The organism is Pseudomonas sp. G7(2022) (genome assembly GCF_052660475.1).
Map to the genome: position 1 here is coordinate 5,483,386 of NZ_CP109659.1, position 25,298 is coordinate 5,508,683.

Genomic DNA, 25,298 nt, shown 5'->3' on the forward strand with positions numbered 1-25,298 from the left:
GATACCCCGTTTTTATAAGCCTCAGGCTGTCGCCAGTCCCCAAAAAACCTATTGATCGTTCTCCGTGCCGAGTTGAGGGTCAATTTCAACGAAGTTCCGACGCAAGTAACCTTCCATGGCAATGTCTTCAATCGCCCACTCACCATGCCCGAGGTTGCCGACCAGGTCGCGGCGTTGCAGGCGCTTCAAGGCAGTCTGAACCGTCGCCGCGCTGGGCACGTGGCCACCGGGCATCTCGCTGCCAATCCATTCGCGTCCTTCGGTAGAAAAAATGGGAAGGCCCCTCACCAGCCCGATAAGTACGGTGAAATCCAGGGGAGCCATCTCCAGGATCAGGTTCTCGAAGTTGCCTTCGTCCGTCATGGTGCTCCAGGCACGATGGTCTGCATCTCGCACACTGAGCCCCTCAGTGAGACACAGCAGGAATACGTCGCGAATGTACTTGGGCATGTAACCGCGAGCAGCAAAACGCTCGAAAGCGGCGTTTACCTCCCACTCCCTTCCGGTGATTTCCTGAAACCGCTGGCCCAGATGCTGGACAAACTCCAAGCCAAGATTAGGAAACTGGATCTCGTGGCTGAACTGATAGAACGGTGCTTTGGTACGACGAAACATTCGATGCAGGCCATCCTGGGAGGAACCTGTAAACACTGCAAAGACTTCACCGTGCGCATGCTGCAGCAGCGAACGGAGCGTAGCGGTCAAGTCTTCGAATTCCTTCCGGCTCGCCAGATGCTGGACCTCATCGATGATCAGCAGCGCCTTGCCGTTACCGAGTATCCGGAAGCGCTCGAAGAGCTCGATCAGGTTCAGTCCGCCTTCCTTCGCCAGTTCGGCCTTCACTGTTACGCCGTCAGTACTGGCGCCGGCCTCTACCGACTGGACGAGAGAACCCGGTCGCATGAGCTTTAGCCAGTTGCGTCGCAAGAACCCTGTACCGTGGATGGCCTCATACAGCGCACCCGCGATTACCCGCTCAGGATGCGCCTTGTCAAACCACAGGTCTGCTGTTGCAACAATAAAGCCGTGTGCCTTGGCAATCGGTATCAAGTCGTTGATCAGAAAGGTGGTTTTACCCTTGCGTCGAGGCGCGAATATCGTTGCGGCGTTCTGCAGGCGAGACTCGAAAGTGACCAGGATTCCTTCAGCCAGATTGGTGCGAGGAAAGAGCAGCGAGTCCTTGGTTTCCGGGGTCATTATGAGCCTTTATGTCAAAATAAATAATTTATGAATAAGGAAATAATTACGCATAATTGAGAAAGATGGAAGCCTTACCTGAATGCCTTCTGTCACGTACCCCGCGGTTTGGCCCGCGCAGTGGCTTCAGCCACCAGCGGATCATCCGGCCAGTAATGCTTCGGATACCGCCCCTTCAGATCCTTCTTCACTTCGGCATAGGTGCTGCGCCAGAAGTTGGCCAGATCCTGCGTCACCTGCACCGGACGTCGTGCGGGCGACAGCAGGTGCAGTTTGACCACTTGCCGGCCGCCGGCGATGCGCGGTGTGTCGGCCAGGCCGAACAGCTCCTGCAAGCGCACCGCGAGAATCGGTGGCTGCTCGCTGTAGTCGAGGCGAATGGAGGAGCCTGACGGCACGCTCAGGTGATGCGGTGCCTGTTCGTCGAGTTGCTGTGGAAGCGGCCATGGCAGCAGATTGCGCACGATGCTCGACAGGTCGAGGTTGGCGAAATGACTGAGGCGCGAGACCTTGCCCAGATAAGGCATCAGCCAGTCTTCGAGGTTTTTCAGCAGTGTGGCGTCGCTGACATCCGGCCATTGGCTGTCGCCCTTGGCATCCAGGTCGAGCTGGCGCAGCAAGGCGACTCGCGCCTGCCACTGGCGCAGGTCCGGGGTCCACGGCAGCAGCTCCAGACCTTTGCGCCGCACCAGATTGACCAGTGCCTGACTGCGGGCGCTTTCGTCGAGACCAGTCAGTGGTTCGCGGCTGAGGATCAGTTCGCCGACCTTGCGCTGACGCTCGGCGCGCAGCACGCCTTCGCGTTCGTCCCAGTCCAGTTGATCGACGTTGTGCACCTGCTCGGCCAGCACCGAATCGAACAGCGCCGGATCGAAATCTGCCGCCAGATAAATCCGCTCTTCGCGCTGGCCCTGACGGCTGCCGAGGTCGGCGATCACGATCCACGGTTCCTTCATCAGACTGTCGGCTTCGGCGAACAGCGCCGCACGGCCGTTGGCCAGACGATATTCGGCACCACCAGCACGCCGCTGCTGAGCGACGCGGTCCGGGTAGGCCAGCGCCAACAGGGCACCGAGCCAGCGCGGGTGATCCGGGTCGGCGACCGGTTCGCTCGGTTGCCCACGCAGGTAGCCGCGATATTGCCGCGCCAGTTGCCGGGCGCGCTGCACGCCGCCCTGGGCACCACGGGCCGCACGTTCTTCACCGGACAGCAGTGCCAAACGACTGTGAAGATCGGCCCCGGCGCCACGCAAAATATCCCGCTCGCCGAGCAACGCGGCGACGTCGCACGCCATGGTCGCCAGCCCCAATGCCTGACCGCGCAACAGCAAATGGGCGATACGCGGGTGCGCCGGCAATTCAGCCATGGCCTTCCCGTGACGGTTGAGGCTTTCACCGTCCAGCGCACCGAGGCGCTGCAACAGATCCTGAGCCTGTGCGTAAGCGGCCGCTGGCGGCACATCCAGCCAGATCAAATCACTCGGCGCCACGCCCCAGCGCCCGAGTTGCAACGCCAGCCCTGCGAGATCCGCCGAAAGGATTTCCGCACTGCCATAAGCCGCCAGTTGTTCATGCTGATCTTGCGACCACAGGCGATAACACACGCCTGGTTCCAGACGCCCGGCCCGGCCCGCGCGCTGGGTGGCGCTGGCCCTGGAGATGCGCTGGGTGTCGAGGCGGGTCATGCCGCTGCCCGGGTCGAAACGCGGCACCCGTGCCAGCCCGGCGTCGATCACCACGCGCACACCGTTGATGGTCAGGCTGGTTTCGGCGATGTTGGTGGCCAGCACCACTTTGCGCTGTCCTGCCGGGGCCGGGTCGATGGCGGCGCGTTGTGCGTTCAGGTCGAGTTCGCCGTGCAGCGGGCAGAGCAAGACGTCGCTGCGCTCACCGATGGCGTCCGCCAAATGCTGATGAACACGGCGGATTTCCGCCTGCCCCGGCAGGAACACCAACAGGCTGCCGGTTTCGTCGTGCAGGGCTTCAAGCACCGTTTGCGTGACGCGTTGATCGATGTATTCGCCGGGCTGGAATGGCCGGCCCCAGCGCATCGTCACCGGGAACATCCGGCCTTCGCTGCGCAGGATCGGCGCGTCGTCGAGCAACCCGGCCAGACGTTCACCTTCAAGGGTGGCGGACATCAGCAGAATCTTCAGCGGTTGTTCAGCTCGAAACAGCTCCCGACCGTTCAGACTGAGGGCCAGCGCCAGATCGGCGTCGAGGCTGCGTTCGTGAAATTCGTCGAAGATCAGCAGGCCCACGCCTTCCAGCGCCGGGTCGTCCTGCAAACGCCGGGTGAGAATCCCTTCTGTGACCACTTCGATGCGCGTGTTCGGGCCGACCTTGCTGTCGAGGCGGATGCGATAACCGACGGTTTCACCGACCTTCTCGCCCAGCTCGCTGGCCAACCGTTCTGCGGCTGCACGCGCGGCCAGTCGACGGGGTTCGAGCATGAGAATGGTCTGCCCGTTCAGCCACGCTTCATTGAGCAGGGCCAAGGGCACGCGGGTGGTTTTACCGGCGCCGGGCGGTGCTTCGAGCACGGCTTCGTGGCGTGTCGCGAGGGCTTCACGCAGGGCGGGTAAAACTTCATCGATTGGCAAAGAAATCATGCTGGCTCCCAAACAGAGCGGCGAGTATAACGGCGAACTGCCAGGCGTTCGTCAGGGTCTTAACTTCACACGATGACGCTTCGTTAACAGATGACTCAGGAGATTCCCATGCGCTTACCTTTTCGCCTGATCGGCGGTGTACTGGTTGCCACCCTGCTCACTCAGATCACTGCGTGCGGTTCGATTTTCTATCCCGACCGGCGCGGCCAGATCGACGGCAAGATCGACCCGGCGATTGCCGTGCTCGATGCCGTGGGCCTGTTGTTCTACATCATTCCCGGCCTGATCGCGTTTGCCGTGGACTTCACCACCGGCGCGATCTATTTCGAACCGGGCCACACGGCGCAGGTCGATCCGGCCAAGCTCAAGCAAGCCATCGGCCCGGACGGTCAGGTCGATAACCTCAAGTTGCAGGCTATTCTCGAAACAGAATTGGGCCGCAACCTGCCGCTGGACGACCCACGGCTGATCCAGCACAAGGGCAGCACCCAGCAACTGGCGATGTTCGGCCTGCAACCTGCCGCATAAGGAATTGACGAACCCATGACCCCCAGCCCCGAACACGCCCGCCTGCTGCGGCTGGCGACCCGCGCCTCGGTAGCGGTGGCCTGTACGCTGATCATCGCCAAAGCCATCGCCTGGTGGCTGAGCGGTTCGGTGAGCATGCTCGCCGGCCTCACCGACTCGGCTCTCGATGGCGTCACCTCGTTGCTCAATCTGCTGGCGGTGCATTACGCGCTGCGCCCGGCGGATAACGATCATCGTTATGGCCACGGCAAGGCCGAATCCCTGGCGGGCATGGCGCAGGCGCTGTTCATTGGCGGCAGTGCGACACTGATTGCGTTTCAGGCGTATGAGCGAATTCAGCAGCCTGAGCCGCTCGGCGCGCCGTGGATCAGTATCGGCGTGATCGTGTTTTCGCTGGTGCTGACAGCAGCGCTGTTGATGCTGCAGCACCGGGTGATCAAGCAGACCGGCTCCAACGCGGTGCGCGCAGACTCGCTGCATTACCGTTCGGACATGTTGCTCAACGGCAGCATCCTGATCGCGCTGATCCTGGCGGGTCTGGGCTTTCATCAACTGGATGCCTGGTTCGGTCTGGGGATCGCCGTGTACATCCTGTGGAGCGCGATCCAGATCGCCCGGGAAAGTTTTTCGGTGCTGATGGATGAAGAGCTGCCGACGGATGTCAGTCAGCACATGCTCGAACTGGCGTGCGGCGTGCCGGGCGTGCTCGGCGCGCATGATCTGCGCACGCGGATTTCCGGTAATCACTGGTTCGTGCAGTTGCACCTGGAATTGCCGGGAGAGTTGACGCTGTCAGTCGCCCACGGCATCAGCGATCAGGCTGCCGATGCGATCCACGCTGCCTACCCACGGGCCGAAGTGCTGGTGCACGCCGACCCGCAGGAAGTGGTGAAAGCCGCCCGCGCTCAGTAATTGACCTGATAACCGCGACTGCTCAGGCAATTGCCCTGGGCCTGGCGGTAGGCCTGCACCACTTCGGGCGCCGGCTGATAGGTTGCAGTGCGCGGATCGAAACCGCTTTGCTGCACCGCGTATTGATAGCACTGGTAGCCGTCCTGCTGAACTTGCTCCGGCGACTGGCCGTTGGCCGGATAGGCTTCCACGTCATAACCGTTGTTGGCCGGTTGCGGCGGTTGCTGCACCGGCGGCTCGACCACCACGTAATCCTGGGTCGCTTCCTGATAGGCGTAGTACGAGCCTGCCGCCAGGAACAACAGCGAACCGCCGATCCACACTTCACGGGCATAATCCGGCAGGTACTGGATGCGAATTCCCCGTGGCGGCTGAACCACGATGTAACGCGGACCTTGCGGGCGATACCAGTAGCCGCCGGAGTAGAAGTAATCCTGGCCGCGATACGGAACGCGGAAGTCACGATCCGGGAAGCGGTCGATCACATGGCCCGGCCGGTACTGCGGGCCGGGGCCCCAGCCGTTGCCATGCCCGTCGGGGCGACCCGGCCAGCGACGGTCATCGGGTCGATTGCCGGTCTGCCAGTTCTGGTGGTAGCCATTCTGCGGGCGCTCGTCGCGGTAGTAGCCCTGACGCGGCTCCTGGGTCTGGCGCACAGTGTCGGGGCGTGGCTGGATCGGCAGACTGTTGGCCGGCAGTTGTGGCGGCGGTGGCGGCTGGCGGACCGGATTGGGGTTGTAGGCCGGACGGTTCTGGTCGTGGTTCTGCCACTGCCCATTGTTGTGCTGCTGGCCGTTGTGTTCGAACTGGCGGCTGTTGTCGCCACGAATGATTTCGTTGTTCTGCGGCCGAGGCTGATTCTGCTGAGGCTGGTTTTGTGGACGTGGCTGATTGCCGCCGCCGTGCTCTTGATTGTTGCCCCAATGCTCCCGCTCGCGTCCGCCGCCCTCGGGGCCGCGATTCTGCGGCTCATCGGCCAGTACCTGCGCACAGACACTCACACACAGCAAACCAACACTGGCCACACGCCAGATACGCGACTTCATGAAATTCCTCACTGCGGGCTGGACCCTGTAATTAAGAAGGGCTTGTAGCTAAGACCGGAAAGGGGCACACCGGGTTCTGCAACAGGTTATCAGTCACGCCATTTATTTATTGAGTGTGTGAGGTCAAATCGCGGGCAAGAAAAAAGGGAGACCCGTCGGCCTCCCTTCCAGAGAACTTCGTCCTGGCTCGACGCTTTTGACGTCGGCTCACCTCACGCCGTCTTCTGGACAGTGTGCAGCTCGGGGGCCGGCACGTCCCCGGTGGGGGCGGCGGCCGCGGCGGGCCTGATTGGGCGGGCCGCAGTGGACTGTGTTACCGAGCAGTGATTCTGGTGATAAGGATAGGCTCGAGCCCGCGACAGATGATTGCGAAGATTGCTCAATTAAACATCACTTGCGCAATTTTTAACCCTGGATAGATAATCCGCCGCAATAGTTAGAACAAAGGACAGATTCATGAGCAAACTCGACCGTTATGACCTGAGCATTCTGGCGGAATTGCAGCGCGACGCCCGCATCTCCAACCAGGAACTGGCCGAGCGCATCGGTCTGTCACCATCCCCTTGCTCGCGCCGGGTCAAGCAGCTGGAGGACGACGGCTACATCTCCCGTCAGGTCGCCCTGCTGGATCGCAAGATGCTCGGCCTGAGCCTGACCGCCTACGTGCTGATCGGCATGGACCGGCACACACCGGAGCGCTTCGAGAACTTCGAAGCGGCGATCCGCACCTTGCCGCAGGTGCTGGAATGCAGCCTGGTGACCGGGGTCGATGCCGACTATCAACTGAAGGTCGTGGTGCCGGACATGGATCACTATCAGAAACTGCTGCTGGGGCATCTGACGCGGATTGAAGGCGTGACCAGTGTGCGCTCGAGCTTTGTGTTGAATCAGGTGCTCAACAGCACTGAATTGCCTCTCACGCATCTGCGTAGCTGATCAGAGCTGCCCTCACCCCAGCCCTCTCCCGGAGGGAGAGGGGGCCGACGGTGGGTTGCTCGAGAAGTACGCCGACCTGAACGCCCTGCTGTGAATCCATAATCGACTGGAAATTTCAGGTCGATGTATGACGCCAGACACCTCGGTCAGTCCCCTCTCCCCCCGGGAGAGGGTTAGGGTGAGGGTGAGGGCCAGTCGTCGGATCAGACCCAGATCAATGCCACCCCGCCCCCCTTGGCGTATACTCGCCGCGCCCTTTTAGCCCCGTGCGCGCCGGAGAACCTAATGGATCCAGCAGTATTTGAAGAGTGGATGATGACTGGCCTGGTCAGCATCCTGATCATTTTCATGGGCTTCATCGTCTGGGATCTGGCGAAGAAGTCCAAGGCCGGGCGCTTCGGATCGTTCATTCTGTTCTTCGTGCTGGGCCTGGGCGTGGCCGCGTTCATCATCAAGAGCGTGGTGATCGGCCTGATCGAATCCGGCGCCTTATAAGCGCGCCGGCACTTCTTTCCACTGGCCCTGATCGAGCCCTTCGATCGTCCAGTCACCAATCCTGACCCGCACCAACCGCAACGTCGGCAACCCCACCGCCGCGGTCATCCGCCGTACCTGGCGATTGCGCCCTTCACGAATCACCAGTTCCAGCCAGGTGGTCGGAATGGTTGCGCGAAAGCGCACCGGCGGATTGCGCGGCCACAGTTCAGGCTCCTCCAGTTGCCGCGCCTCAGCGGGCAAGGTCATGCCGTCATTCAATTCAACGCCGTCACGCAGGCGCTGCAACTGCTCGGCCGTCGGCACGCCTTCGACCTGCACCCAATAGGTTTTCGCCAGCTTGTGTTTGGGGTCGGCGATCCGCGCCTGCAACTGGCCGTCGTTGGTCAGCAGCAGCAAACCTTCGCTGTCGCGATCCAGCCGTCCGGCCGGGTAGATGCCCGGAACGTCGATGTAATCCTTGAGCGTCGCCCGCCCTTCGCCGTCGCTGAATTGCGTCAGCACATCGAACGGTTTGTTGAACAGGATCAGCTTCGGCTCGGCCGGTGGTGCCTTGGCGACACGACGCGGGGCTGAATAAGCTGGCTTCGCGCCCGGGCGGCGGGAAGGCGGACGTTGGGGACGGGACATAAGTGCACAGGCATTTGGCGATCAGGGCTGACAATGCTAGTGCCCCGACCGCCAAATGACCACGACTAACCGTTAGCGGAACGGCGGCTCGTCGAAGCTGCGCAGTTTGCGCGAGTGCAGCGAGTTGAGTTCGGTGCGCAGCAGGTCCACCGCTTCGATGCCGATCTTCAAGTGCTGGCTGACCGCACGTTCGTAGAACGCATTGGCCGAACCCGGCAGCTTGATTTCACTGTGCAGCGGCTTGTCCGATACACACAGCAACGTGCCGTACGGCACCCGCAGGCGATAACCCTGGGCGGCGATGGTGCCGCTTTCCATGTCCACGGCCACGGCGCGGGACAGGTTGATCAGCGGTCGTTCCTGAGCCCAGCGCAATTCCCAGTTACGGTCGTCATAGGTCAGCACGGTGCCGGTGCGCAGACGCTTCTTCAGCTCTTCGCCTTTTTCGCCGGTGATGTTGGCCGCCGCTTGTTGCAGCGCCAGCTGCACTTCGGCCAGTGCCGGGATCGGAATGTTCGGTGGCACCACCCGGTCGAGAATCCCGTCGCGACGCATATAAGCGTGGGCCAGCACGTAGTCGCCGATGGTCTGCGACTGACGCAGGCCGCCGCAGTGACCGATCATCAGCCAGCAATGCGGACGCAACACGGCCAGGTGGTCGGTGATGTTCTTGGCGTTGGACGGGCCGACACCGATGTTCACCAGTGTCACGCCGTGGCCATCGCTGGCGATCAGGTGATAGGCCGGCATCTGGTAGCGATGCCAGACCACACCGGCGGCAATTGCCGAGGCTTCGCCGTGATCCATGCCTTTTTCGATGATCACATTGCCCGGCAGCACCATGCGCACGAAGCGCGGGTCGCGGCGCAGTTGCTCCAGACCATGGACGATGAACTGGTCGACATAACGGTGGTAGTTGGTCAGCAGAATCCACGGCTGCACATGGCGCCAGTCGCTGCCGGTGTAATGCACCAGACGGCGCAGGGAGAAGTCGACGCGGGCCGCATCGAACAGCGCCAGCGGCAGCGGATCGGTGTTTTCCCAGTCGTAGAGGCCGTCGGCGATGCCATCGGTGGCGGCGGACAGGTCGGTACTCGGGAACACCCGCGCCAACACCGCAGCGGTGACACCGGAGCCGGCCAGTTCATCGCCCTGCTCGACCACGTACGGATAGGGAATGTTCTGCCCGCTGACCCCGACTTCGACAGTCACGGTGAAGTCGTGCATCAGCGGTGTGAGCTGCTCGAGCAGGTATTTGCGAAACGCCTTCGGATGGGTGACGGTCACGCTGTAGGTGCCCGGCAACTGCACTTTGGCGTAGGCGCGGGTGGTCTGCGGGACTTCGCCCTGGCAGTGGTAGGTCAGACGCAGTTCGGGATAACGGAACAGGGCACGTTGCTCGGCGTCGGGCTCGACGCGATCCTTGAGATAACGCTTGAGCGCCGAGTTCAGCGCCGTGGTGGCCCGCTCATGCAGCTCGGCGAGACGATCCACGGCCTGTTCGGCGGTTTGAACGACAATAAACGCTTCGGTCACGATCAGCTTCCTGTGTTCTGACTTGCAGAGCTTCATCTTGCCTGCATCGTGGCGTCACGGAAACAGTGGCGTTGTGGCTATTCATCAATCTGACAGGCATATGCGGTCCCTGTGGGAGCGGGCTTGCCCGCTCCCACAGGGATGCTTTAGAAACCTTGCGGGGTGGAACGGGCGACGATGGCTTCAACATCCAGCCCACGCGGCAACGCGCCGTAGGCCCGACCGCCACCGCTCAGGCGACTGGCGATAAAGGCATCGCTGACTGCCGTATTACCGGCCTCCAGCAACAGCTTCGCTTGCAGCCCCAGCGCGATGTCTTCGGTCAATTGCCGCGCCCGGTACTGAATGTCGCTGGTGTCCTTGAACGACGCCTGCAATTGCTGGATATGCGCTGCCAGCCGTTTGTCGCCATGGCCATCGCCCAGTTCGTTGAACAGCACGTCGAGCACGCCCGGCTCCTTCGACAGCGCGCGCAACACATCGAGGCATTGCACGTTGCCGGAGCCTTCCCACGTCGAGTTCACTGGTGCCTCGCGGTACAGCCGCGGCAGGATGCTGTCCTCGACATATCCCGCGCCGCCCATGCATTCGGCGGCTTCGTTGATCATCGCCGGTGCGCGTTTGCAGATCCAGTATTTGCCCACCGCCGTCACCAGTCGGGCGAACTGCGCTTCATGGCGATCATTCAGATGATCCAGCGCCTTGCCCATGCGCAGGCTCAGGGCCAGCGCGGCTTCGCTTTCCAGGGCCAGATCGGCCAACACATTCTGCATCAACGGTTGTTCGCTGAGCAGTTTGCCGCCGACCTTGCGATGGGCGCAGTGATGGCTGGCCTGGGTCAGCGCCTGACGCATCAGCGAGCTGGAGCCGACCATGCAATCGAAGCGGGTCATGGCCACCATCTCGATGATGGTCGGCACGCCGCGCCCTTCTTCACCGACCATCCACGCCAGCGCGCCACGGAACTCCACTTCGCTGGAGGCGTTGGACTGGTTGCCGAGCTTGTTTTTCAGACGCTGGATGTAGAACTGATTGCGCGTGTCGTCCGGACGATGGCGCGGCAGCAGGAAACAGGTCAGGCCCTTGTCGGTCTGCGCCAGCGTCAGGAACGCATCGCACATCGGCGCCGAGCAGAACCACTTGTGCCCCACCAGCTCATAAGCCTGGCCCGGGCCGCTGGCGCCGACCGGATAGGCCTTGGTGGTGTTGGCGCGCACGTCGGTGCCGCCCTGTTTCTCGGTCATCGCCATGCCGATGGTGACGCCAGCCTTGTGGGCCATGCCGACATTGCGCGGGTCGTATTCGGTGGCGAGGATCTTCGGCAGCCACTGTTCGGCCAGGTCCGGCTGCAAGCGCAGCGCGGGAACACTGGCGAAGGTCATGGTCAACGGGCAACCGCTGCCGGCCTCGGCCTGGCTGTGCAGATAGCTCATGGAGGCACGGGCAACATGGGCGCCGTCCTGTGGGTGAGCCCAGGGCAACGACGTCAGGCCATGTTCGATCGCCGTGCGCATCAGCTCGTGATACGCCGGATGAAACTCCACCAGATCGATGCGATGACCGTAGCGGTCATGGCTGGCGAACACCGGTTTGTTCTGGTTGGCGAGGAACCCGGCCTCCATCAGCGACCCGCCGGCCAGCGCGCCGTAAGCGTCGATCCGCGACTCGGCCCAGCCGGCACCGAACCGCCGCGACCACTCCTGCAACGGCAGGTCGATGCGGTACAGGTTGGTGCCGTCCAGCGACGGTGGCTGGTTGGTGACTTCGTGGGTTTCGGCGAACTGATGCAGGTTCATGACGGGGCTCCTTGATCGGCCAGAGCTTCAGTTAAGCACCGCCCCCGAACCGATCAAAGTGTCATATCGGCCTAAATGCCGGCGCTTTCACCCTATCAACAACTCAACACCCGACGCTGCATGGCGACCTGCAAGTCTTCGAATTTCACCGGTTTGCTCAGGTAATCGATCGAGCCGGCGGAAGCGCAATGCTCTCGATCCGCCCCCAGCGCGATCACGAACACCGGCAGGTTGGCGCAACCCGGCAGGTCGTGGATCTGGCAACACAGTGACGCGCCATCGAGCGGCGGCAACTGGCAATCGATCAGCACTGCATGGAACGGCTCGCGCTGCAGGCATTCGATGGCGGCGGCACCATGGTCGGCGGTACGCACGCGGAAACCGAGCTTGAGCAGCATGCCGCGCATCACCAATTGATTGACGCTGTTGTCGTCCACCAGCAACACGGTGCAGTCCTGCGGTGCGCGCATGGCATCGCGAATGAGCGTCGGCGCCGCTTCGACGGCCGGCAATTCAAACTCGACGTCCAGTTGGAAACGACTGCCGCGCCCCGGCTCGGAGCGATGGGTCAATTTGCCGCCGAGCAGTTCCACCAGTTGTCGGCAGATCGCCAGCCCCACGCCCAGGCCGCCGTACTCGCGGGTCATCGAGCCGTCGAGCTGGAAGAAGCGCTGATACAGGGTCGCCTCGTCCAGATCGGTAAAACCGATGCCGGTGTCGATCACCGCAAAGGACAGCGCCAGACGATTGTCCGTCGACGGCTTGCCGGTGACCCGCAAGGCGAGGCCGCCGACGCGAGTGAACTTGATCGCGTTATCCAGCAGGCACTCCAGGCATTGCGCGAGTTTGGCGCTGTCGCCCTGCAGGCGATCCGGCAGGGTCGCCAGCACGTCGACCTTGAAGTCCAGCGATTTGCTCGAGGCGTTGCCGTCGAACTGCACGCGCAGCGCCTCGACCACGGCCCGCAGGCTGAAACTGCCCGGTGTGGCTTTGAGCTTGCCGGCCTGCAATTCGGTCAGGGTCAGGATGCCGTTGACCATGCGCATCATGTCCCGCGCCGAACCGGCGGCGGTCTGTTGGTATTGTTCCAGTTCCGGGTCCAGTTCGACGGTCTGCATCAGCTCCAGCGAACCGATCACCCCGTTCATCGGCGTGCGCAGTTCATGGGTCAGGGTCGCCAGGAACTCGTCCTTGAGCTTGTTGCTGTGGGCCAGTTGCTGGTTCAGCACTTCGAGTTTCTGGCCGGCGTCGAACAGGGTCTGCGCCTGTTGCTCACGCATCGCGTTGATGCGGTCGGCCAGCGCCAGCGACAGCAGCGCCACCTCGATGGCCGAGCCGATCTGGCTGGCGTACATGGTCAGGAACACGTTGGGCAGCAGGCCCAGCACCATCATGGTGTTGACGATCCCGCCGAGCAGAAAAGCCGACCAGGCGATGATGAAATAGCGCGCCACTCGCAGGCCGCGCCACCAGGCGAGGATCCCGGCAGCGAAGATCACCACGGTAAAGGTCAGCGCCAGGGTCGTCGCCAGGCGCAGGGCCAGGGCATAACTGGTCATCAGCGACAGACCGATCACCAGCGCACCGAACGCGATCAGGGCGATCAAGAGCCGGTCGAGCCAGGGACTGTGGTTCCTGGTCTGCAGGAAACTGCGGGCGAACTGGCTGCCGAACAGCCCTGCGCAACCGATGAAAAACGGCGTGGCGGCGTTGGCCCACCACGGGTTGTCCGGCCAGAAATACTCGACTGCCGCGCCGTTGACCGACAGCTGATAGAGGCCGAACGATGCGATATAGAAGATGTAATAGAGGTAACTGGTGTCGCGCACGCTGAGGTAAATGAACAGGTTGTAGACCAGCATTCCCAGCAGCACGCCATAAATGATCCCCAGCACGTACAGGCGCACCGGCTGGTCTTCGAGGTACGCGGTGCTCGACCACAACGTCACCGGCGCCTGGATTGAGCCTTCGCTGGACAGCCGCAAATAGACGGTCTGTTGCTGGTCTGGCTTGAACGTGAGGTTGAACAGGTAGTTGTTCTGCCGGATCTCGCGACTGGCGAACGGCAACGCGTCCCCGGTCTGGCGCACCAGACGAAAGTCGCCGGCGGCGTCGGGCAGATACAGATCGAGGTGATCGAGCGGCGGATAGGCCAGCTCCAGCAGCCAGGTACGCTGCGCCGCCGGATTGCTCGGACGGTAATGCAGGTCGATCTTCAGCCAGAACGCCGAGCGCGAGTAACCGGCATTGAGCGTGGCTTTATCGTGGGCCTTGAATTGTCCGGCAGCGGCTTGCGCGCGGACGTCGGCAATGCTCGCCTGACCGCTCGGGTCTTCGAACACTTGCAGGGATCGACCCAGCGGGAGACTCTGGGTGAACTCGTCGAATTCGACGGCGTTTGCCAGGAGGGGCAAACAGAACAGCAACATCAACAAATAGCGCATTGAAGCCCCAGCGTGGCTTGTCCGGTTGTGTCAGGAAGCCCCCCATTCCCTTTGAGATGACGTAAAACCGGTATTACCTGTTATTGGTTTGGATCCACTCTAGCATAGCCGTTGATGGCCATTGAGCACCATGGAAATTTTTCCTACAAAGGCTCTAGAACGGGCGTTTCAGAGCAAAGCACCGGGCTAGAGCTGTTGGCTCGGTCAGATTGTGACAAGCGCTGTGGATCCGCTACCCGTGTTATCGGCAGGGCGCTGCGGCACAACACCCGAAAAACAGGTTTGGTGGTAAGCTCGCGCACCATGAATATCTACAGCTCACGCCCCGTTGTCCTCTGTCTCTCCGGCCACGACCCCAGTGGTGGCGCCGGCTTGCAGGCAGATATCGAAGCCCTGCTCGCTCAGGGTTGCCATGCGGCTCCGGCCGTCACCGCCCTGACCGTGCAAGACACGGTCAACGTCACTGACTTTCGCGTCCTCGACCGTGAGTGGGTACTGGCCCAGGCCAATGCCGTACTCAACGATTCCGAAGTCGCGGCAGTGAAACTGGGCATGCTCGGTTCCCTGGAAATGGTCGACACCGTCGTCGAACTGCTTCAGGCGCACCCGCACTTGCCAGTGGTCTGCGACCCGGTGCTGCGCGCCGGCGGCGGCGGACGCCTGGGCAAGGACGAAGTCGGCTACGCCATGCGCGAACGCCTGCTGCCACTGTCGATCATCGCCACCCCCAACCTTCCCGAAGCCCGGATCCTTGCCGAACTGCCGGAAGGCACCGCGGACGAGTGCGCTGAAAAACTGTTGCCGTACATCAAGAACCTGCTGATCACCGGCGGCCACGGCGACGAAACCGAAATCCACAATCGCCTGTACAGCCGTGACGGCCTGCGCGAAACCTTCAAATGCCAGCGTCTGCCCGGCAGCTACCACGGTTCCGGCTGCACCCTGGCCAGCACCCTCGCCGGCCGCCTGGCACTGGGTGAAAACCTGGCCAGCGCGGTGCGTACCGCGCTGGATTACACCTGGCGCACCCTGCGCGATGCCGAACAGCTGGGCAAAGGCCAGTTCGTGCCGCGTCGTCTGCCGCTGGATTTCTGTTCCTGATGTTCCGAGCCTGAGGTCTGCGCGATGAAACTACGTGGCCTGTATGCCATCACCGACAGCCAGTTGCTGGCCGGCAAGTTTCTGTCCTACGTGGAGGCGGCGCTGGAAGGCGGCGTCACCCTCCTGCAATACCGCGACAAGAGCAGCGACGAGGCCCGGCGCCTGCGTGAGGCCGAAGCCCTGCGCGATCTGTGCGAGCGCTACAAGACGCAACTGATCATCAACGATGACGCCGAACTGGCCGCACGCCTGAATGTCGGCGTGCACCTGGGGCAGACCGACGGCCCGCTGTCGCCGACCCGCGCCTTGCTTGGTTCAAAAGCGATCATCGGTTCGACCTGCCACGCACAGCTCGAACTGGCCGCACAGGCCGCCAAAGAAGGCGCGAGTTACGTCGCCTTCGGTCGCTTCTTCAATTCCAATACCAAACCCGGTGCGCCGAGTTGCAGCCTCGATCTCCTCGACGAGGCCAAACGCACCCTGCACCTGCCGATCTGCGCGATTGGCGGCATCACCCTCGACAACGCGGCGCCGCTGGTAGCCCACGGTGTCGATCTGCTGGCCGTGGTCCATGGCCTGTTCGGCGCAGACAGCACCGCCGAGGTGACCCGCCGCGCCCGCGCGTTCAACGAATTACTTAAAGTCTGATTTGAGAGCCCGATCATGTCTCGTTCCGAAACCCTGTTTGCCAACGCCCAGAAACACATCCCCGGTGGCGTGAACTCGCCGGTTCGCGCGTTCAAGAGCGTCGGCGGCACGCCGCTGTTCTTCAAGCACGCCGAAGGCGCCTACGTCACCGACGAAGACGACAAGCGTTATGTGGATTACGTCGGTTCCTGGGGCCCGATGATTCTCGGCCACAGCCACCCGGACGTACTGGACGCGGTGCGCAACCAGTTGCAACACGGTCTGTCCTACGGCGCGCCGACCGCGATGGAAACCGAGATGGCCGATCTGGTCTGCTCGCTGGTGCCATCGATGGAGATGGTGCGCATGGTCAGCTCCGGCACCGAAGCGACCATGAGCGCAATCCGTCTGGCCCGCGGTTTCACCGGCCGCGACAGCATCATCAAGTTCGAAGGCTGCTACCACGGCCACTCCGACAGCCTGCTGGTCAAGGCCGGCTCCGGCGCACTGACCCAGGGCGTGCCAAGCTCGGCCGGCGTACCGGCAGCGTTCGCCAAACACACCCTGACCCTGCCGTTCAACGACATCGACGCGGTTGAAAAAATGCTCGCCGAAGTCGGTCAGGACGTCGCGTGCATCATCGTCGAGCCCGTGGCCGGCAACATGAACTGCGTACCGCCGGCACCAGGCTTTCTCGAAGGCCTGCGCAGCCTGTGCGACAAGCACGGCGTGGTGCTGATTTTCGACGAAGTGATGACCGGTTTCCGAGTCGCCCTCGGCGGTGCCCAGGCTTACTACGGTGTGACCCCGGACCTGACCACCTTCGGCAAGATCATCGGCGGCGGCATGCCGGTCGGCTGCTTCGGCGGCAAGCGTTCGATCATGGAGCGCATCGCACCGCTGGGTCCGGTCTATCAGGCGGGCACCCTGTCGGGCAACCCGCTGGCGATGGCCGCCGGCCTGACCACCCTGCGCCTGATCAGCCGTCCGGGCTTCCACGCCGAGCTGACCGATTACACCACTCGCCTGCTCGATGGCCTGCAACAGCGCGCCGATGCGGCGGGCATTCCGTTCGTCACCACCCAGGCCGGCGGCATGTTCGGTCTGTACTTCAGCGGTGCCGACGACATTGTTACGTTTGAAGACGTAATGGCCAGCGACGCAGCACTGTTCGGCCGCTTCTTCCACCTGATGCTGGAAGGTGGCGTGTACCTGGCACCGAGCGCTTTCGAAGCCGGTTTCACCTCGATTGCCCATGGCGATGCCGAGTTGAAACTCACCCTCGATGCCGCCGAACGCGCCTTCGCCCAGTTGAAGTAAAACGCCCCGCCGCTGACGTTGGCCATTGCCAGCGTCAGCGTTCTCCTACATCTGCACGCCTTTTCCGACACGTCTGCCAAAAATCTCCCATAAAGTGGGCGATATATTTCCCGCGCAGCAGAAAATCGAGTAAAGACTTTGTAAGGATGGCCCTGCTTATTTCATAATGCGCGCTTATTGGATCCCTCGACGGGTCCGCGCGCCCTTCAGAGGTAAGTCGATTCCCATGAACCGCACCGGCCGCACCCTTGCCTTGGGCTGCCTGTTGCTCCTTCAGCCGCTGCTCGCACATGCACAAGCAGGCGGCAACTCGTTGTTGATCCCGGCGATGGGTCGTTGCACCCTCAATACTCAGCCGCAAGATGTCACGCAGGCTCTCGCCGCCTGCCAAAAGGCAGCGGATGAAGGGGATGCGCAAGCGCAATACGAGTTGGGTGAGTTCTACTACGACGGCAAGAACGCGCCGCGCGACCTCAATCAAGCCCTGAGTTATTTCGAAAAGGCTTCGCTGCAGGGCCACGCCCAGGCGCAATTCAAACTCGGCACCATGTTCTTCCACGGTGAGGGTGTGCAGGCCAACAACATCCAGGCCTACATCGTGCTGAAGATGGCCGCGGTCAACGGCGCCGAAGACGCACTCGACACCGCCGACGAAGTGTCCGAAAAGATGTCCCGCGAAGACCTGGAAACCGCAACCCAGGTGCTCGGGCAAATTTTCCGTAAATACCTGATGGAACTGCAGAACGCCGACGGACGTACGCCGTTCTCGCCCCTGCCTTAGCTCCTTTTCCCGCCCCGCTTACTTTTCGGGCATCGGTACCGGAAACGGCATCACATTGCCAACCCCGCCACGGGCTTCGCTGATCTTCGGCGTACCGAGACGCTCCACTTCGTCGATGCGCACGATCGAATGCATCGGCACAAAGCTGCGCACCACGCCTTCGAACTGCGCCTTGAGCTTCTCTTCGCTCGGGTCGACGACCACCTGGGTGCGCTCGCCAAAGACGAACTCTTCCACTTCCAGAAAACCCCACAGATCACTTTGATAGATCTGCTTTGCGTACATTTCGTACACCTGGCCCTGGTTGAGGAAAATCACCTTGTAGATTGGAGCTTCGCGTTTGGTCATGGCGGGCGGACAACACATCGGGGTAAAAATGAGGGCGCAAACTATAGCATAGCCACTGGACGCGCAACGGTAGGAACCTGGGGACATGTTCCCTATAATGCGCGGTTCTTTGAACCACGTGACGACCCTATTCCATGGCCAAGAAGCTTTACATCGAAACCCACGGTTGCCAGATGAACGAGTACGACAGCTCGCGCATGGTCGATCTGCTGGGCGAACACCAGGCCCTGGAAGTCACGGCGCGCGCCGAAGATGCCGACGTGATCCTGCTCAACACCTGTTCGATCCGCGAACGCGCCCAGGACCGGGTGTATTCCCAGCTCGGTCGCTGGCGCGAACTGAAACTGGCCAACCCGGACATGGTCATCGCCGTCGGCGGTTGCGTGGCCAGCCAGGAAGGCGCGGCGATCCGTGATCGCGCCCCGTACGTCGACGTGGTGTTCGGCCCGCAGACCCTGCACCGCCTGCCGGAAATGATCGACGCCGCACGCATCAGCAAGCTGCCGCAAGTCGACGTCTCGTTCCCGGAAATCGAAAAGTTCGACCACCTGCCCGAGCCGCGCATCGATGGCCCAAGCGCCTACGTGTCGGTGATGGAAGGCTGCAGCAAGTACTGCACGTTCTGCGTGGTGCCTTACACCCGCGGCGAAGAGGTCAGCCGGCCGTTCGACGACGTGATCGCCGAGATCATTCACCTGGCCGAAAACGGCGTGCGTGAAGTGACCCTGCTGGGGCAGAACGTCAACGGTTATCGCGGCCTGACCCACGACGGACGTCTGGCGGACCTGGCCGAACTGATCCGCGTTGTCGCGGCGGTCGATGGCATCGACCGCATCCGCTACACCACCTCGCACCCGCTGGAATTCTCCGACAGCCTGATCCAGGCCCACGCCGAAGTGCCGGAACTGGTCAAACACCTGCACTTGCCGGTGCAGTCGGGTTCGGACCGGATTCTGGCGGCGATGAAGCGCAACCACACGGCACTGGAGTACAAATCCAAGCTGCGCAAACTGCGCGCTGCCGTCCCGGGTATCTGCATCAGCTCGGACTTCATCGTCGGCTTCCCGGGGGAAACCGAGAAAGATTTCGAACAGACCATGAAGCTGATTGCCGACGTCGGCTTCGACTTCTCTTATTCGTTCGTCTACAGCCAGCGCCCGGGGACTCCGGCTGCCGACCTGGCCGACGACACCCCGGAAGAACTGAAGAAAGAACGCCTGAACGCCTTGCAGCACCGTTTGAATCAGCAAGGGTTCGAGATCAGCCGACAAATGGTCGGTTCGATCCAGCGGATTCTGGTGACCGATTACTCGAAGAAGGATCCGGGCGAGCTGCAAGGGCGCACCGAGAATAACCGTATCGTCAACTTCCGCTGCGATAATCCGACCCTGATCGGCCAGTTCGCCGACGTCCACATCGACGCGGCGCAACCGCACTCGCTGCGTGGCTCGCTGATCCAGTAACACCGCATATCCCATGTGGGAGCGAGCCTGCTCGCGATGAACGATGACGCGGTTTACCAAGTCAACCGTGGCGTGGCCATCGCGAGCAGGCTCGCTCCCACAATGGACCGGCCTGGTTCTTGAGAACAGGCTCATCCATTTAAGAGCTTTCGCACCCACGCCACTGGCGTTATCCTTGATTTCATCCCAATTGCCCCAGGGCGGCTAAATACGACCTTGAACGCACCCATAGAACCTCATCGTTTCATCCTCGAGCCTTTTGAGGCTCGCCGCTTCGCCAATCTGTGCGGACAGTTCGACGAACACCTGCGCCTGATCGAACAACGCCTGGCCATCGAGATCCGCAACCGCGGCAATCAGTTCGAGCTGATCGGCGAACCCAAGCACACCACTTCCGCGGAAAACCTGATTCGCCGCCTGTACCGGGAAACCAAGGGTTCAGAGCTGTCGCCGGATACGGTGCACCTGTTCCTTCAGGAATCGGCCGTCGAGCAGCTGGACAACCACGCCCCCGCCGAAGCCTCCGTAGCCCTGCGCACCAAGAAAGGCATGATTCGCCCTCGGGGCTTGAATCAGCTGCGCTACGTGAAGGAAATCCTCGGCAACGACATCAACTTCGGCATCGGCCCGGCCGGTACCGGCAAGACCTACCTGGCTGTCGCCTGCGCCGTCGATGCGCTGGAGCGCGAGCAGATCCGTCGCATCCTGCTGGTGCGTCCGGCGGTCGAAGCGGGTGAAAAACTCGGCTTCCTGCCCGGCGACCTGTCGCAGAAGATCGACCCGTACCTGCGCCCGCTCTACGACGCGCTCTACGAGATGCTCGGCTTTGAATACGTGGCCAAGCTGATCGAGCGTCAGGTGATCGAAGTCGCGCCGCTGGCCTACATGCGCGGTCGTACGCTGAACAACAGCTTCATCATTCTCGATGAAAGTCAGAACACCACCGTCGAGCAGATGAAGATGTTCCTGACCCGGATCGGTTTCGGCTCCACGGCCGTGATCACCGGCGACATCACCCAGGTCGACCTGCCGCGCGGCACCAAGTCCGGACTTCATCACGTCATCGAAGTCCTGAAGGATGTGCCGGGCATCAGCTTCACTCACTTCCAGCCCAAAGACGTGGTGCGCCATCCGTTGGTGCAACGCATCGTCGAAGCCTACGAGCGCTTCGAGACGCGTTTGGCCGATGAAGCGCCAAAGGACACCCGCCACGATGCTTGAGCTTGACCTGCAAATCGCGACCGAAGCGTCTGCGCCGACCGAAGCCGAATTCCGCCAATGGTGCGAACTGGCCCTGCGCCAGCGCACCGCCGACTCGGAAATGACCATTCGTCTGGTGGACGAGGAAGAAGGCCGCGAGCTGAATCACACCTGGCGCCACAAGGATTACGCGACCAACGTCCTGTCCTTTCCCGCCGAAGTGCCCGACGAGTTTCTCGACATTCCCTTGCTGGGCGATCTGGTGATCTGCGTGGCCGTGGTTGAGCGTGAGGCCGCCGAACAGGGCAAGGAACCAAAGGCCCACTGGGCACATCTGGTCATTCACGGCTGCTTGCATCTGCTTGGTTACGACCATATAGATGACGAGGAAGCCGAAGAAATGGAAGCACTGGAACGCGAGTTGCTTGCCGAATTGGGTTATCCCGATCCGTACGCGGACGACGAAACCGAAACATCCCCTATCGTTACAACAAAGGATTCAGAGTAATCGCTATGAGCGAAGATCGATCGAGCAACGGGCAGAAGTCCTGGCTGGGTAAACTGACCCAGGCTTTTGCCCACGAGCCGAAGAACCGCCAGGAGCTGCTGGAGCTGCTGCGCGATGCACATCAGAACAAACTGCTGGACAGCGAAGCGCTGGCCATCGTCGAAGGCGCCATCCAGGTGGCTGACCTGCAGGTTCGCGACATTATGGTGCCGCGCTCGCAGATGATCAGCATCAAGGCGACCCAGACACCCCGCGAATTCCTCCCTGCCGTGGTCGACTCGGCCCACTCGCGCTACCCGGTCATCGGCGAAAGCCATGACGACGTGATGGGCGTACTGCTGGCCAAGGACCTGCTGCCGCTGATCCTCAAGGAGAACGGCGACAGCTTCAACATCAAGGATCTGCTGCGCCCGGCCACCTTCGTGCCGGAGTCCAAGCGCCTGAACGTGTTGCTGCGTGAATTCCGCGCCAACCACAACCACATGGCCATCGTGATCGACGAATACGGCGGCGTGGCCGGTCTGGTGACCATCGAAGACGTGCTCGAGCAAATCGTCGGCGATATCGAAGACGAGCACGACGTCGAAGAAGACAGCTACATCAAGCCGCTGCCCAGCGGTGATTTCCTGATCAAGGCCCTGACGCCGATCGAGAACTTCAACGAGTTCTTCGACAGCGAATTCTCCGACGACGAGTTCGATACCGTCGGCGGGCTGGTGATGAGCGCGTTCGGGCACTTGCCAAAACGCAACGAAATCACTGAAATCGGCGCCTATCGTTTCCGCATCCTGAACGCCGACAGCCGTCGGATTCATTTGCTGCGACTGACCCCTATCGCCCGGTAAAAAATCTAAGGATTGAAATGCGCTGGACTACCCGCCCCGGCTGGCCCGGTAACCTGCTGGCCGTGGCGGCCGGTGCAATCACCACCTTCGCGCTGGCACCGTTCGATCTCTGGCCGCTGGCGTTGCTGGCGGTCGGCCTGTTCTACGCCGGCCTGCGCGAGCTGAGCCCGCGCCAGGCACTCGGCCGTGGCTGGTGCTTCGGTTTCGGCCTGTTCGGCGCCGGCACCAGCTGGATCTATTACAGCATCCACCACTTCGGCGGTGCTTCAGTGCTGCTGGCCGGGTTCCTGATGCTGATCTTCACGGCGGCCATTGCCTGGTTCTTCGCCCTGCCCGCGTGGCTGTGGGCGCGCTGGCTGCGCCGTAACGAAGCACCGCTGGCCGATGCCCTGGCCTTCGCGGCGCTGTGGGTCGGCCAGGAAGCCTTTCGTGGCTGGTTCCTCACCGGTTTCCCGTGGCTGTACTCCGGTTACAGCCAGCTCGATGGCCCGCTGGCCGGACTCGCGCCGCTGGGCGGCATGTGGCTGGTGTCGTTCGTCCTGGCACTGACCGCCGCGCTGATTTACAACGCACCGCGCCTGCTGCAGACCGGTCGCAAGGGCTTTATCGCTGCCGGGCTGGTATTGCTGATCGGCCCATGGGCGGCGGGCATTGCATTGAAGGGCCACGCCTGGACCAGTCCCTCCGGCGCACCACTGACCGTTGCGGCCATTCAAGGCAACGTCGAGCAAAGCATGAAATGGGACCCGGCGCAGCTCAACGCGCAACTGGCGTTGTACCGCGACCTGAGTTTCCGTTCGAAACCGGTGGATCTGCTGATCTGGCCGGAAACCGCCGTCCCGGTGCTCAAGGAGTCCGCCGAGGGTTACCTGAACATGATGGGCACCTTTGCCGCCGAGCGTAAATCGGCGCTGATCACCGGCGTGCCGATTCGCGAAATGGTTCACCACGAGAGACGCTTCTACAACGGCATCACCGTGGTCGGCGAAGGCGATGGCACCTATCTCAAGCAAAAACTGGTGCCGTTCGGCGAGTACGTACCCTTGCAGGACCTGCTGCGCGGGCTGATCGCGTTCTTCGATCTGCCGATGTCCGACTTCGCCCGTGGCCCTGCGGATCAGCCGCTATTGCAGGCCAAGGGTTATCAGATTGCACCGTTCATCTGCTACGAAGTGGTGTACCCGGAGTTTGCTGCCGGTCTGGCAGCACGCAGCGACCTGTTGCTGACCATCAGCAACGACACCTGGTTCGGCACCTCCATCGGCCCGCTGCAACACCTGCAGATGGCGCAGATGCGCGCTCTTGAAGCCGGGCGCTGGATGATTCGTGCGACCAACAACGGCGTGACCGGCCTGATCAATCCGTTCGGGCAGATCACCGAGCGCATTCCGCAGTTCGAACAAGGCGTGCTCTACGGCGAAGTGGTGCCGATGCATAACCTGACACCGTATCTGCAATGGCGCTCGTGGCCGCTGATCATTCTGTGCGTAGTGCTGTTTGGCTGGGCGCTGATGACCAACCGGATGTCCAAGACTCTCTGAAAACCCGATCACTCCCGCGCCCTGCGCGGGAGTGATCAATCGGCGCTGTCACCCCCTCGGTAGAACAGTGAATAGCCGATCTGCCCCACCGCCTCGTTCAACAACTGCCCGCTCTGCCAGATCGACTTGAACTCCGGCATCCAGCCGCCAAACGGCCGGGCGTTGTCCGTGCCGAGGAAGCCGACCGGTGCCGGCACTACTTCGAATCCAGCCTGTTGATAACTCCACACCGCACGGGGCATGTGCCAGGCCTGGGTCACCAGCACGATGCGTTTGACGCCCTCCGGCAACAGCACTTTGGCGCTGAATTCGGCGTTCTCCCACGTGGTGCGGCTTTCCCCTTCCTGCCAACGCACGGTCACACCGAAATCATCGCGCAGTGAATCGGCCATCAGCTTCGCTTCGGTCGGTGGCGTGCCGTAATGCAGGCCGCCACTGGTCAGAATCGGCAACCCTGACGCCTTGGCCAGGCGCGCCGCATAACGCTGCCGCTCGAGCCCGACGCCCGTCGGTTGATCCTCACCCCAGGCCAGATCGCCACGCTCGCGCCCGGAGCCCAGCACCACAATCGCATCGGCGCGCTGCGCAAGGCTTGTCCATGAGTCCCGGGGCAGCGGCGGCTCGCGCTCCAGGGCCTTGGCGCCCCATTGCACGACCACCGGCAGGCTCATCAGCAAGAACCCGCCAAAACCCAGGGCAAAACACAGGCCGGCCAGTCGCGGGCGCGAACGTCGCAACCACCAGGCGACGAGCAACAGCAACAAGAGCAGGCCGGGCGGCAATAGAAGTTGTTTAATGAAATAACGAAAAGGCATCGAGCATCTCCAGAGATGCCCGAAGCCTAAGTGGGTTGATACGACGCGACAACCAGTAGGGTCGGATCCTGTTGAAAAAGATCCGTTTTTTGACCTGCCATGCGTTTACTTGGCCTGCAGAGTGCGCACCTTGACGGGGTCTCTGCCAGGTGCCTTGTCCTTGAGCCAGACGACCTTGGCCGAATGGGCTGCATCGAGTTGCTTCACTGCCTGTGACAGGTATCCGTGGGTTTCACGCTCACTGCGATCCAGATAAGCCTTGACCAGATTGAACTCGGCGGGGCTCAAGCCACGCAATTCCAGCTCCAGGGGGCGCTCGTCGCGCAGCCGTCCAGCGGTTTTTGCAGCGTCCAGGGCCATTCCCAGACGATCGATCAACCGCTCGTACAACTCCGGTTTGCTTATGTTTCTTTGCTGTGACTCCACCATCCCTCACCTCATTGAAGATAAGACTCACTCCCCAGTTAGAGCTTAGCTTCGCTGCACAAACCGGCTGTACGCCGCGACCAACGGCCCTCGCCGCGATTTCAACGGGTAACACGGCTGCAATCAGGGTTTCCCTAGGCCAAGCGCGGTCATGTATGCTACGGCGCTTCCTGTAACTCCACTTCCAGCCC

At 61.9% G+C, this 25,298-nt stretch carries 23 protein-coding genes; 13 read left to right on the top strand and 10 right to left on the bottom strand.

The window, feature by feature from the left end; all coding sequences use genetic code 11:
- Positions 1 to 48: 48 nt before the first annotated feature.
- A complete protein-coding gene (locus NE357_RS25120; protein ID WP_169432045.1) occupies positions 49 to 1,197 on the bottom strand; it encodes a hypothetical protein in 1,149 nt (382 codons plus the stop codon).
- A 92-nt stretch (positions 1,198 to 1,289) separates the two neighbouring features.
- Positions 1,290 to 3,809, bottom strand: a complete 2,520-nt coding sequence (gene hrpB / locus NE357_RS25125) for an ATP-dependent helicase HrpB (protein ID WP_169432046.1) — start codon at positions 3,807 to 3,809, stop codon at positions 1,290 to 1,292.
- A 108-nt stretch (positions 3,810 to 3,917) separates the two neighbouring features.
- On the opposite strand from hrpB, the gene NE357_RS25130 reads away from it, so the two are divergent.
- Complete coding sequence (locus NE357_RS25130; RefSeq protein ID WP_169432047.1) at positions 3,918 to 4,337, top strand: polyribonucleotide nucleotidyltransferase; 420 nt, start codon at positions 3,918 to 3,920, stop codon at positions 4,335 to 4,337.
- A 15-nt stretch (positions 4,338 to 4,352) separates the two neighbouring features.
- Entirely contained in the window at positions 4,353 to 5,249 is an 897-nt protein-coding gene (locus NE357_RS25135) for a cation diffusion facilitator family transporter (protein WP_169432048.1), read from the top strand.
- Here NE357_RS25135 and NE357_RS25140 read toward each other — a convergent pair.
- Positions 5,243 to 6,295 (bottom strand): DUF6515 family protein, encoded by a 1,053-nt coding sequence (locus NE357_RS25140; RefSeq protein ID WP_169432049.1) that lies wholly within the window; start codon positions 6,293 to 6,295, stop codon positions 5,243 to 5,245. The two genes, NE357_RS25135 and NE357_RS25140, sit on opposite strands and share 7 nt — an antisense overlap.
- A gap of 456 nt (positions 6,296 to 6,751) precedes the next feature.
- On the opposite strand from NE357_RS25140, the gene NE357_RS25145 reads away from it, so the two are divergent.
- Positions 6,752 to 7,231, top strand: a complete 480-nt coding sequence (locus NE357_RS25145) for an Lrp/AsnC family transcriptional regulator (protein WP_007909658.1) — start codon at positions 6,752 to 6,754, stop codon at positions 7,229 to 7,231.
- 285 nt (positions 7,232 to 7,516) lie between these two features.
- A complete protein-coding gene (locus NE357_RS25150) occupies positions 7,517 to 7,726 on the top strand; it encodes a DUF2788 domain-containing protein (RefSeq protein WP_003228500.1) in 210 nt (69 codons plus the stop codon).
- Here NE357_RS25150 and NE357_RS25155 read toward each other — a convergent pair.
- The 4 genes from NE357_RS25155 to NE357_RS25170 all read right to left on the bottom strand — a co-directional run bounded on the left by NE357_RS25155 (position 7,721) and on the right by NE357_RS25170 (position 14,132).
- Positions 7,721 to 8,356, bottom strand: coding sequence for a pseudouridine synthase (locus tag NE357_RS25155; protein ID WP_249314341.1), 636 nt, complete (start codon positions 8,354 to 8,356; stop codon positions 7,721 to 7,723). The two genes, NE357_RS25150 and NE357_RS25155, sit on opposite strands and share 6 nt — an antisense overlap.
- 72 nt (positions 8,357 to 8,428) lie before the next feature.
- Entirely contained in the window at positions 8,429 to 9,928 is a 1,500-nt protein-coding gene (gene amn / locus NE357_RS25160; protein ID WP_011336076.1) for an AMP nucleosidase, read from the bottom strand.
- 110 nt (positions 9,929 to 10,038) lie between these two features.
- On the bottom strand, positions 10,039 to 11,688 hold the full coding sequence (locus NE357_RS25165) for an acyl-CoA dehydrogenase family protein (protein ID WP_169432050.1): 1,650 nt from the start codon (positions 11,686 to 11,688) through the stop codon (positions 10,039 to 10,041).
- Between the two features lie 95 nt (positions 11,689 to 11,783).
- Positions 11,784 to 14,132 (bottom strand): hybrid sensor histidine kinase/response regulator, encoded by a 2,349-nt coding sequence (locus NE357_RS25170; protein ID WP_169432051.1) that lies wholly within the window; start codon positions 14,130 to 14,132, stop codon positions 11,784 to 11,786.
- Positions 14,133 to 14,435: 303 nt separating this feature from the next.
- On the opposite strand from NE357_RS25170, the gene NE357_RS25175 reads away from it, so the two are divergent.
- The 4 genes from NE357_RS25175 to NE357_RS25190 all read left to right on the top strand — a co-directional run bounded on the left by NE357_RS25175 (position 14,436) and on the right by NE357_RS25190 (position 17,961).
- On the top strand, positions 14,436 to 15,233 hold the full coding sequence (locus NE357_RS25175; protein ID WP_007958699.1) for a hydroxymethylpyrimidine/phosphomethylpyrimidine kinase: 798 nt from the start codon (positions 14,436 to 14,438) through the stop codon (positions 15,231 to 15,233).
- 24 nt (positions 15,234 to 15,257) lie between these two features.
- Entirely contained in the window at positions 15,258 to 15,881 is a 624-nt protein-coding gene (thiE, locus tag NE357_RS25180) for a thiamine phosphate synthase (protein ID WP_169432052.1), read from the top strand.
- Between the two features lie 15 nt (positions 15,882 to 15,896).
- Entirely contained in the window at positions 15,897 to 17,180 is a 1,284-nt protein-coding gene (gene hemL, locus NE357_RS25185; protein WP_169432053.1) for a glutamate-1-semialdehyde 2,1-aminomutase, read from the top strand.
- A 226-nt stretch (positions 17,181 to 17,406) separates the two neighbouring features.
- Positions 17,407 to 17,961 carry a tetratricopeptide repeat protein gene (locus NE357_RS25190; protein WP_047296791.1) on the top strand — a complete coding sequence of 185 codons (555 nt, stop codon included), beginning with the start codon at positions 17,407 to 17,409 and terminating at the stop codon, positions 17,959 to 17,961.
- An 18-nt stretch (positions 17,962 to 17,979) separates the two neighbouring features.
- Here NE357_RS25190 and NE357_RS25195 read toward each other — a convergent pair whose 3' ends face one another.
- Positions 17,980 to 18,309, bottom strand: a complete 330-nt coding sequence (locus tag NE357_RS25195) for a DUF1820 family protein (protein ID WP_169432054.1) — start codon at positions 18,307 to 18,309, stop codon at positions 17,980 to 17,982.
- A 134-nt stretch (positions 18,310 to 18,443) separates the two neighbouring features.
- Here NE357_RS25195 and miaB point away from each other — a divergent pair, with 134 nt between their 5' ends.
- The 5 genes from miaB (at position 18,444) to lnt (ending at position 23,866) form a co-directional block, all read left to right on the top strand.
- Positions 18,444 to 19,772, top strand: a complete 1,329-nt coding sequence (gene miaB / locus NE357_RS25200; RefSeq protein ID WP_064382169.1) for a tRNA (N6-isopentenyl adenosine(37)-C2)-methylthiotransferase MiaB — start codon at positions 18,444 to 18,446, stop codon at positions 19,770 to 19,772.
- 216 nt (positions 19,773 to 19,988) lie between these two features.
- Complete coding sequence (locus NE357_RS25205) at positions 19,989 to 20,993, top strand: PhoH family protein (RefSeq protein ID WP_011336084.1); 1,005 nt, start codon at positions 19,989 to 19,991, stop codon at positions 20,991 to 20,993.
- A complete protein-coding gene (gene ybeY / locus NE357_RS25210; protein WP_169432055.1) occupies positions 20,986 to 21,480 on the top strand; it encodes an rRNA maturation RNase YbeY in 495 nt (164 codons plus the stop codon). The genes NE357_RS25205 and ybeY overlap by 8 nt, the downstream gene beginning before the upstream one ends.
- Positions 21,481 to 21,485: 5 nt before the next feature.
- The gene (locus NE357_RS25215) at positions 21,486 to 22,325 is read left to right on the top strand and encodes an HlyC/CorC family transporter (protein ID WP_007909641.1); all 840 of its coding nucleotides are present in this window, start codon (positions 21,486 to 21,488) and stop codon (positions 22,323 to 22,325) included.
- 17 nt (positions 22,326 to 22,342) lie between these two features.
- Complete coding sequence (gene lnt, locus NE357_RS25220) at positions 22,343 to 23,866, top strand: apolipoprotein N-acyltransferase (RefSeq protein WP_169432056.1); 1,524 nt, start codon at positions 22,343 to 22,345, stop codon at positions 23,864 to 23,866.
- A gap of 35 nt (positions 23,867 to 23,901) precedes the next feature.
- On the opposite strand, the gene NE357_RS25225 is transcribed toward lnt, so the two are convergent.
- Entirely contained in the window at positions 23,902 to 24,681 is a 780-nt protein-coding gene (locus NE357_RS25225) for a YdcF family protein (RefSeq protein WP_169432057.1), read from the bottom strand.
- A 105-nt stretch (positions 24,682 to 24,786) separates the two neighbouring features.
- Positions 24,787 to 25,110: a hypothetical protein gene (locus NE357_RS25230; RefSeq protein ID WP_169432058.1), complete on the bottom strand. Its 324-nt coding sequence runs from the start codon at positions 25,108 to 25,110 to the stop codon at positions 24,787 to 24,789.
- Positions 25,111 to 25,298 lie beyond the last annotated feature (188 nt).

Bases quoted from the DNA above. Each gene is read 5' to 3' on its own strand.
- NE357_RS25135 (WP_169432048.1), top strand. From the start codon at position 4,353: ATGACCCCCAGCCCCGAACACGCCCGCCTGCTGCGGCTGGCGACCCGC.
- NE357_RS25175 (WP_007958699.1), top strand. From the start codon at position 14,436: ATGAATATCTACAGCTCACGCCCCGTTGTCCTCTGTCTCTCCGGCCAC.
- lnt (WP_169432056.1), top strand. From the start codon at position 22,343: ATGCGCTGGACTACCCGCCCCGGCTGGCCCGGTAACCTGCTGGCCGTG.
- NE357_RS25190 (WP_047296791.1), top strand. From the start codon at position 17,407: ATGAACCGCACCGGCCGCACCCTTGCCTTGGGCTGCCTGTTGCTCCTT.
- NE357_RS25215 (WP_007909641.1), top strand. From the start codon at position 21,486: ATGAGCGAAGATCGATCGAGCAACGGGCAGAAGTCCTGGCTGGGTAAA.
- NE357_RS25150 (WP_003228500.1), top strand. From the start codon at position 7,517: ATGGATCCAGCAGTATTTGAAGAGTGGATGATGACTGGCCTGGTCAGC.
- NE357_RS25140 (WP_169432049.1), bottom strand. From the start codon at position 6,295: ATGAAGTCGCGTATCTGGCGTGTGGCCAGTGTTGGTTTGCTGTGTGTG.
- NE357_RS25130 (WP_169432047.1), top strand. From the start codon at position 3,918: ATGCGCTTACCTTTTCGCCTGATCGGCGGTGTACTGGTTGCCACCCTG.
- NE357_RS25170 (WP_169432051.1), bottom strand. From the start codon at position 14,132: ATGCGCTATTTGTTGATGTTGCTGTTCTGTTTGCCCCTCCTGGCAAAC.
- ybeY (WP_169432055.1), top strand. From the start codon at position 20,986: ATGCTTGAGCTTGACCTGCAAATCGCGACCGAAGCGTCTGCGCCGACC.
- amn (WP_011336076.1), bottom strand. From the start codon at position 9,928: ATGAAGCTCTGCAAGTCAGAACACAGGAAGCTGATCGTGACCGAAGCG.
- hrpB (WP_169432046.1), bottom strand. From the start codon at position 3,809: ATGATTTCTTTGCCAATCGATGAAGTTTTACCCGCCCTGCGTGAAGCC.
- NE357_RS25165 (WP_169432050.1), bottom strand. From the start codon at position 11,688: ATGAACCTGCATCAGTTCGCCGAAACCCACGAAGTCACCAACCAGCCA.
- NE357_RS25195 (WP_169432054.1), bottom strand. From the start codon at position 18,309: ATGACCAAACGCGAAGCTCCAATCTACAAGGTGATTTTCCTCAACCAG.
- miaB (WP_064382169.1), top strand. From the start codon at position 18,444: ATGGCCAAGAAGCTTTACATCGAAACCCACGGTTGCCAGATGAACGAG.
- NE357_RS25155 (WP_249314341.1), bottom strand. From the start codon at position 8,356: ATGTCCCGTCCCCAACGTCCGCCTTCCCGCCGCCCGGGCGCGAAGCCA.
- NE357_RS25230 (WP_169432058.1), bottom strand. From the start codon at position 25,110: ATGGTGGAGTCACAGCAAAGAAACATAAGCAAACCGGAGTTGTACGAG.
- NE357_RS25225 (WP_169432057.1), bottom strand. From the start codon at position 24,681: ATGCCTTTTCGTTATTTCATTAAACAACTTCTATTGCCGCCCGGCCTG.
- NE357_RS25145 (WP_007909658.1), top strand. From the start codon at position 6,752: ATGAGCAAACTCGACCGTTATGACCTGAGCATTCTGGCGGAATTGCAG.
- hemL (WP_169432053.1), top strand. From the start codon at position 15,897: ATGTCTCGTTCCGAAACCCTGTTTGCCAACGCCCAGAAACACATCCCC.
- thiE (WP_169432052.1), top strand. From the start codon at position 15,258: ATGAAACTACGTGGCCTGTATGCCATCACCGACAGCCAGTTGCTGGCC.
- NE357_RS25120 (WP_169432045.1), bottom strand. From the start codon at position 1,197: ATGACCCCGGAAACCAAGGACTCGCTGCTCTTTCCTCGCACCAATCTG.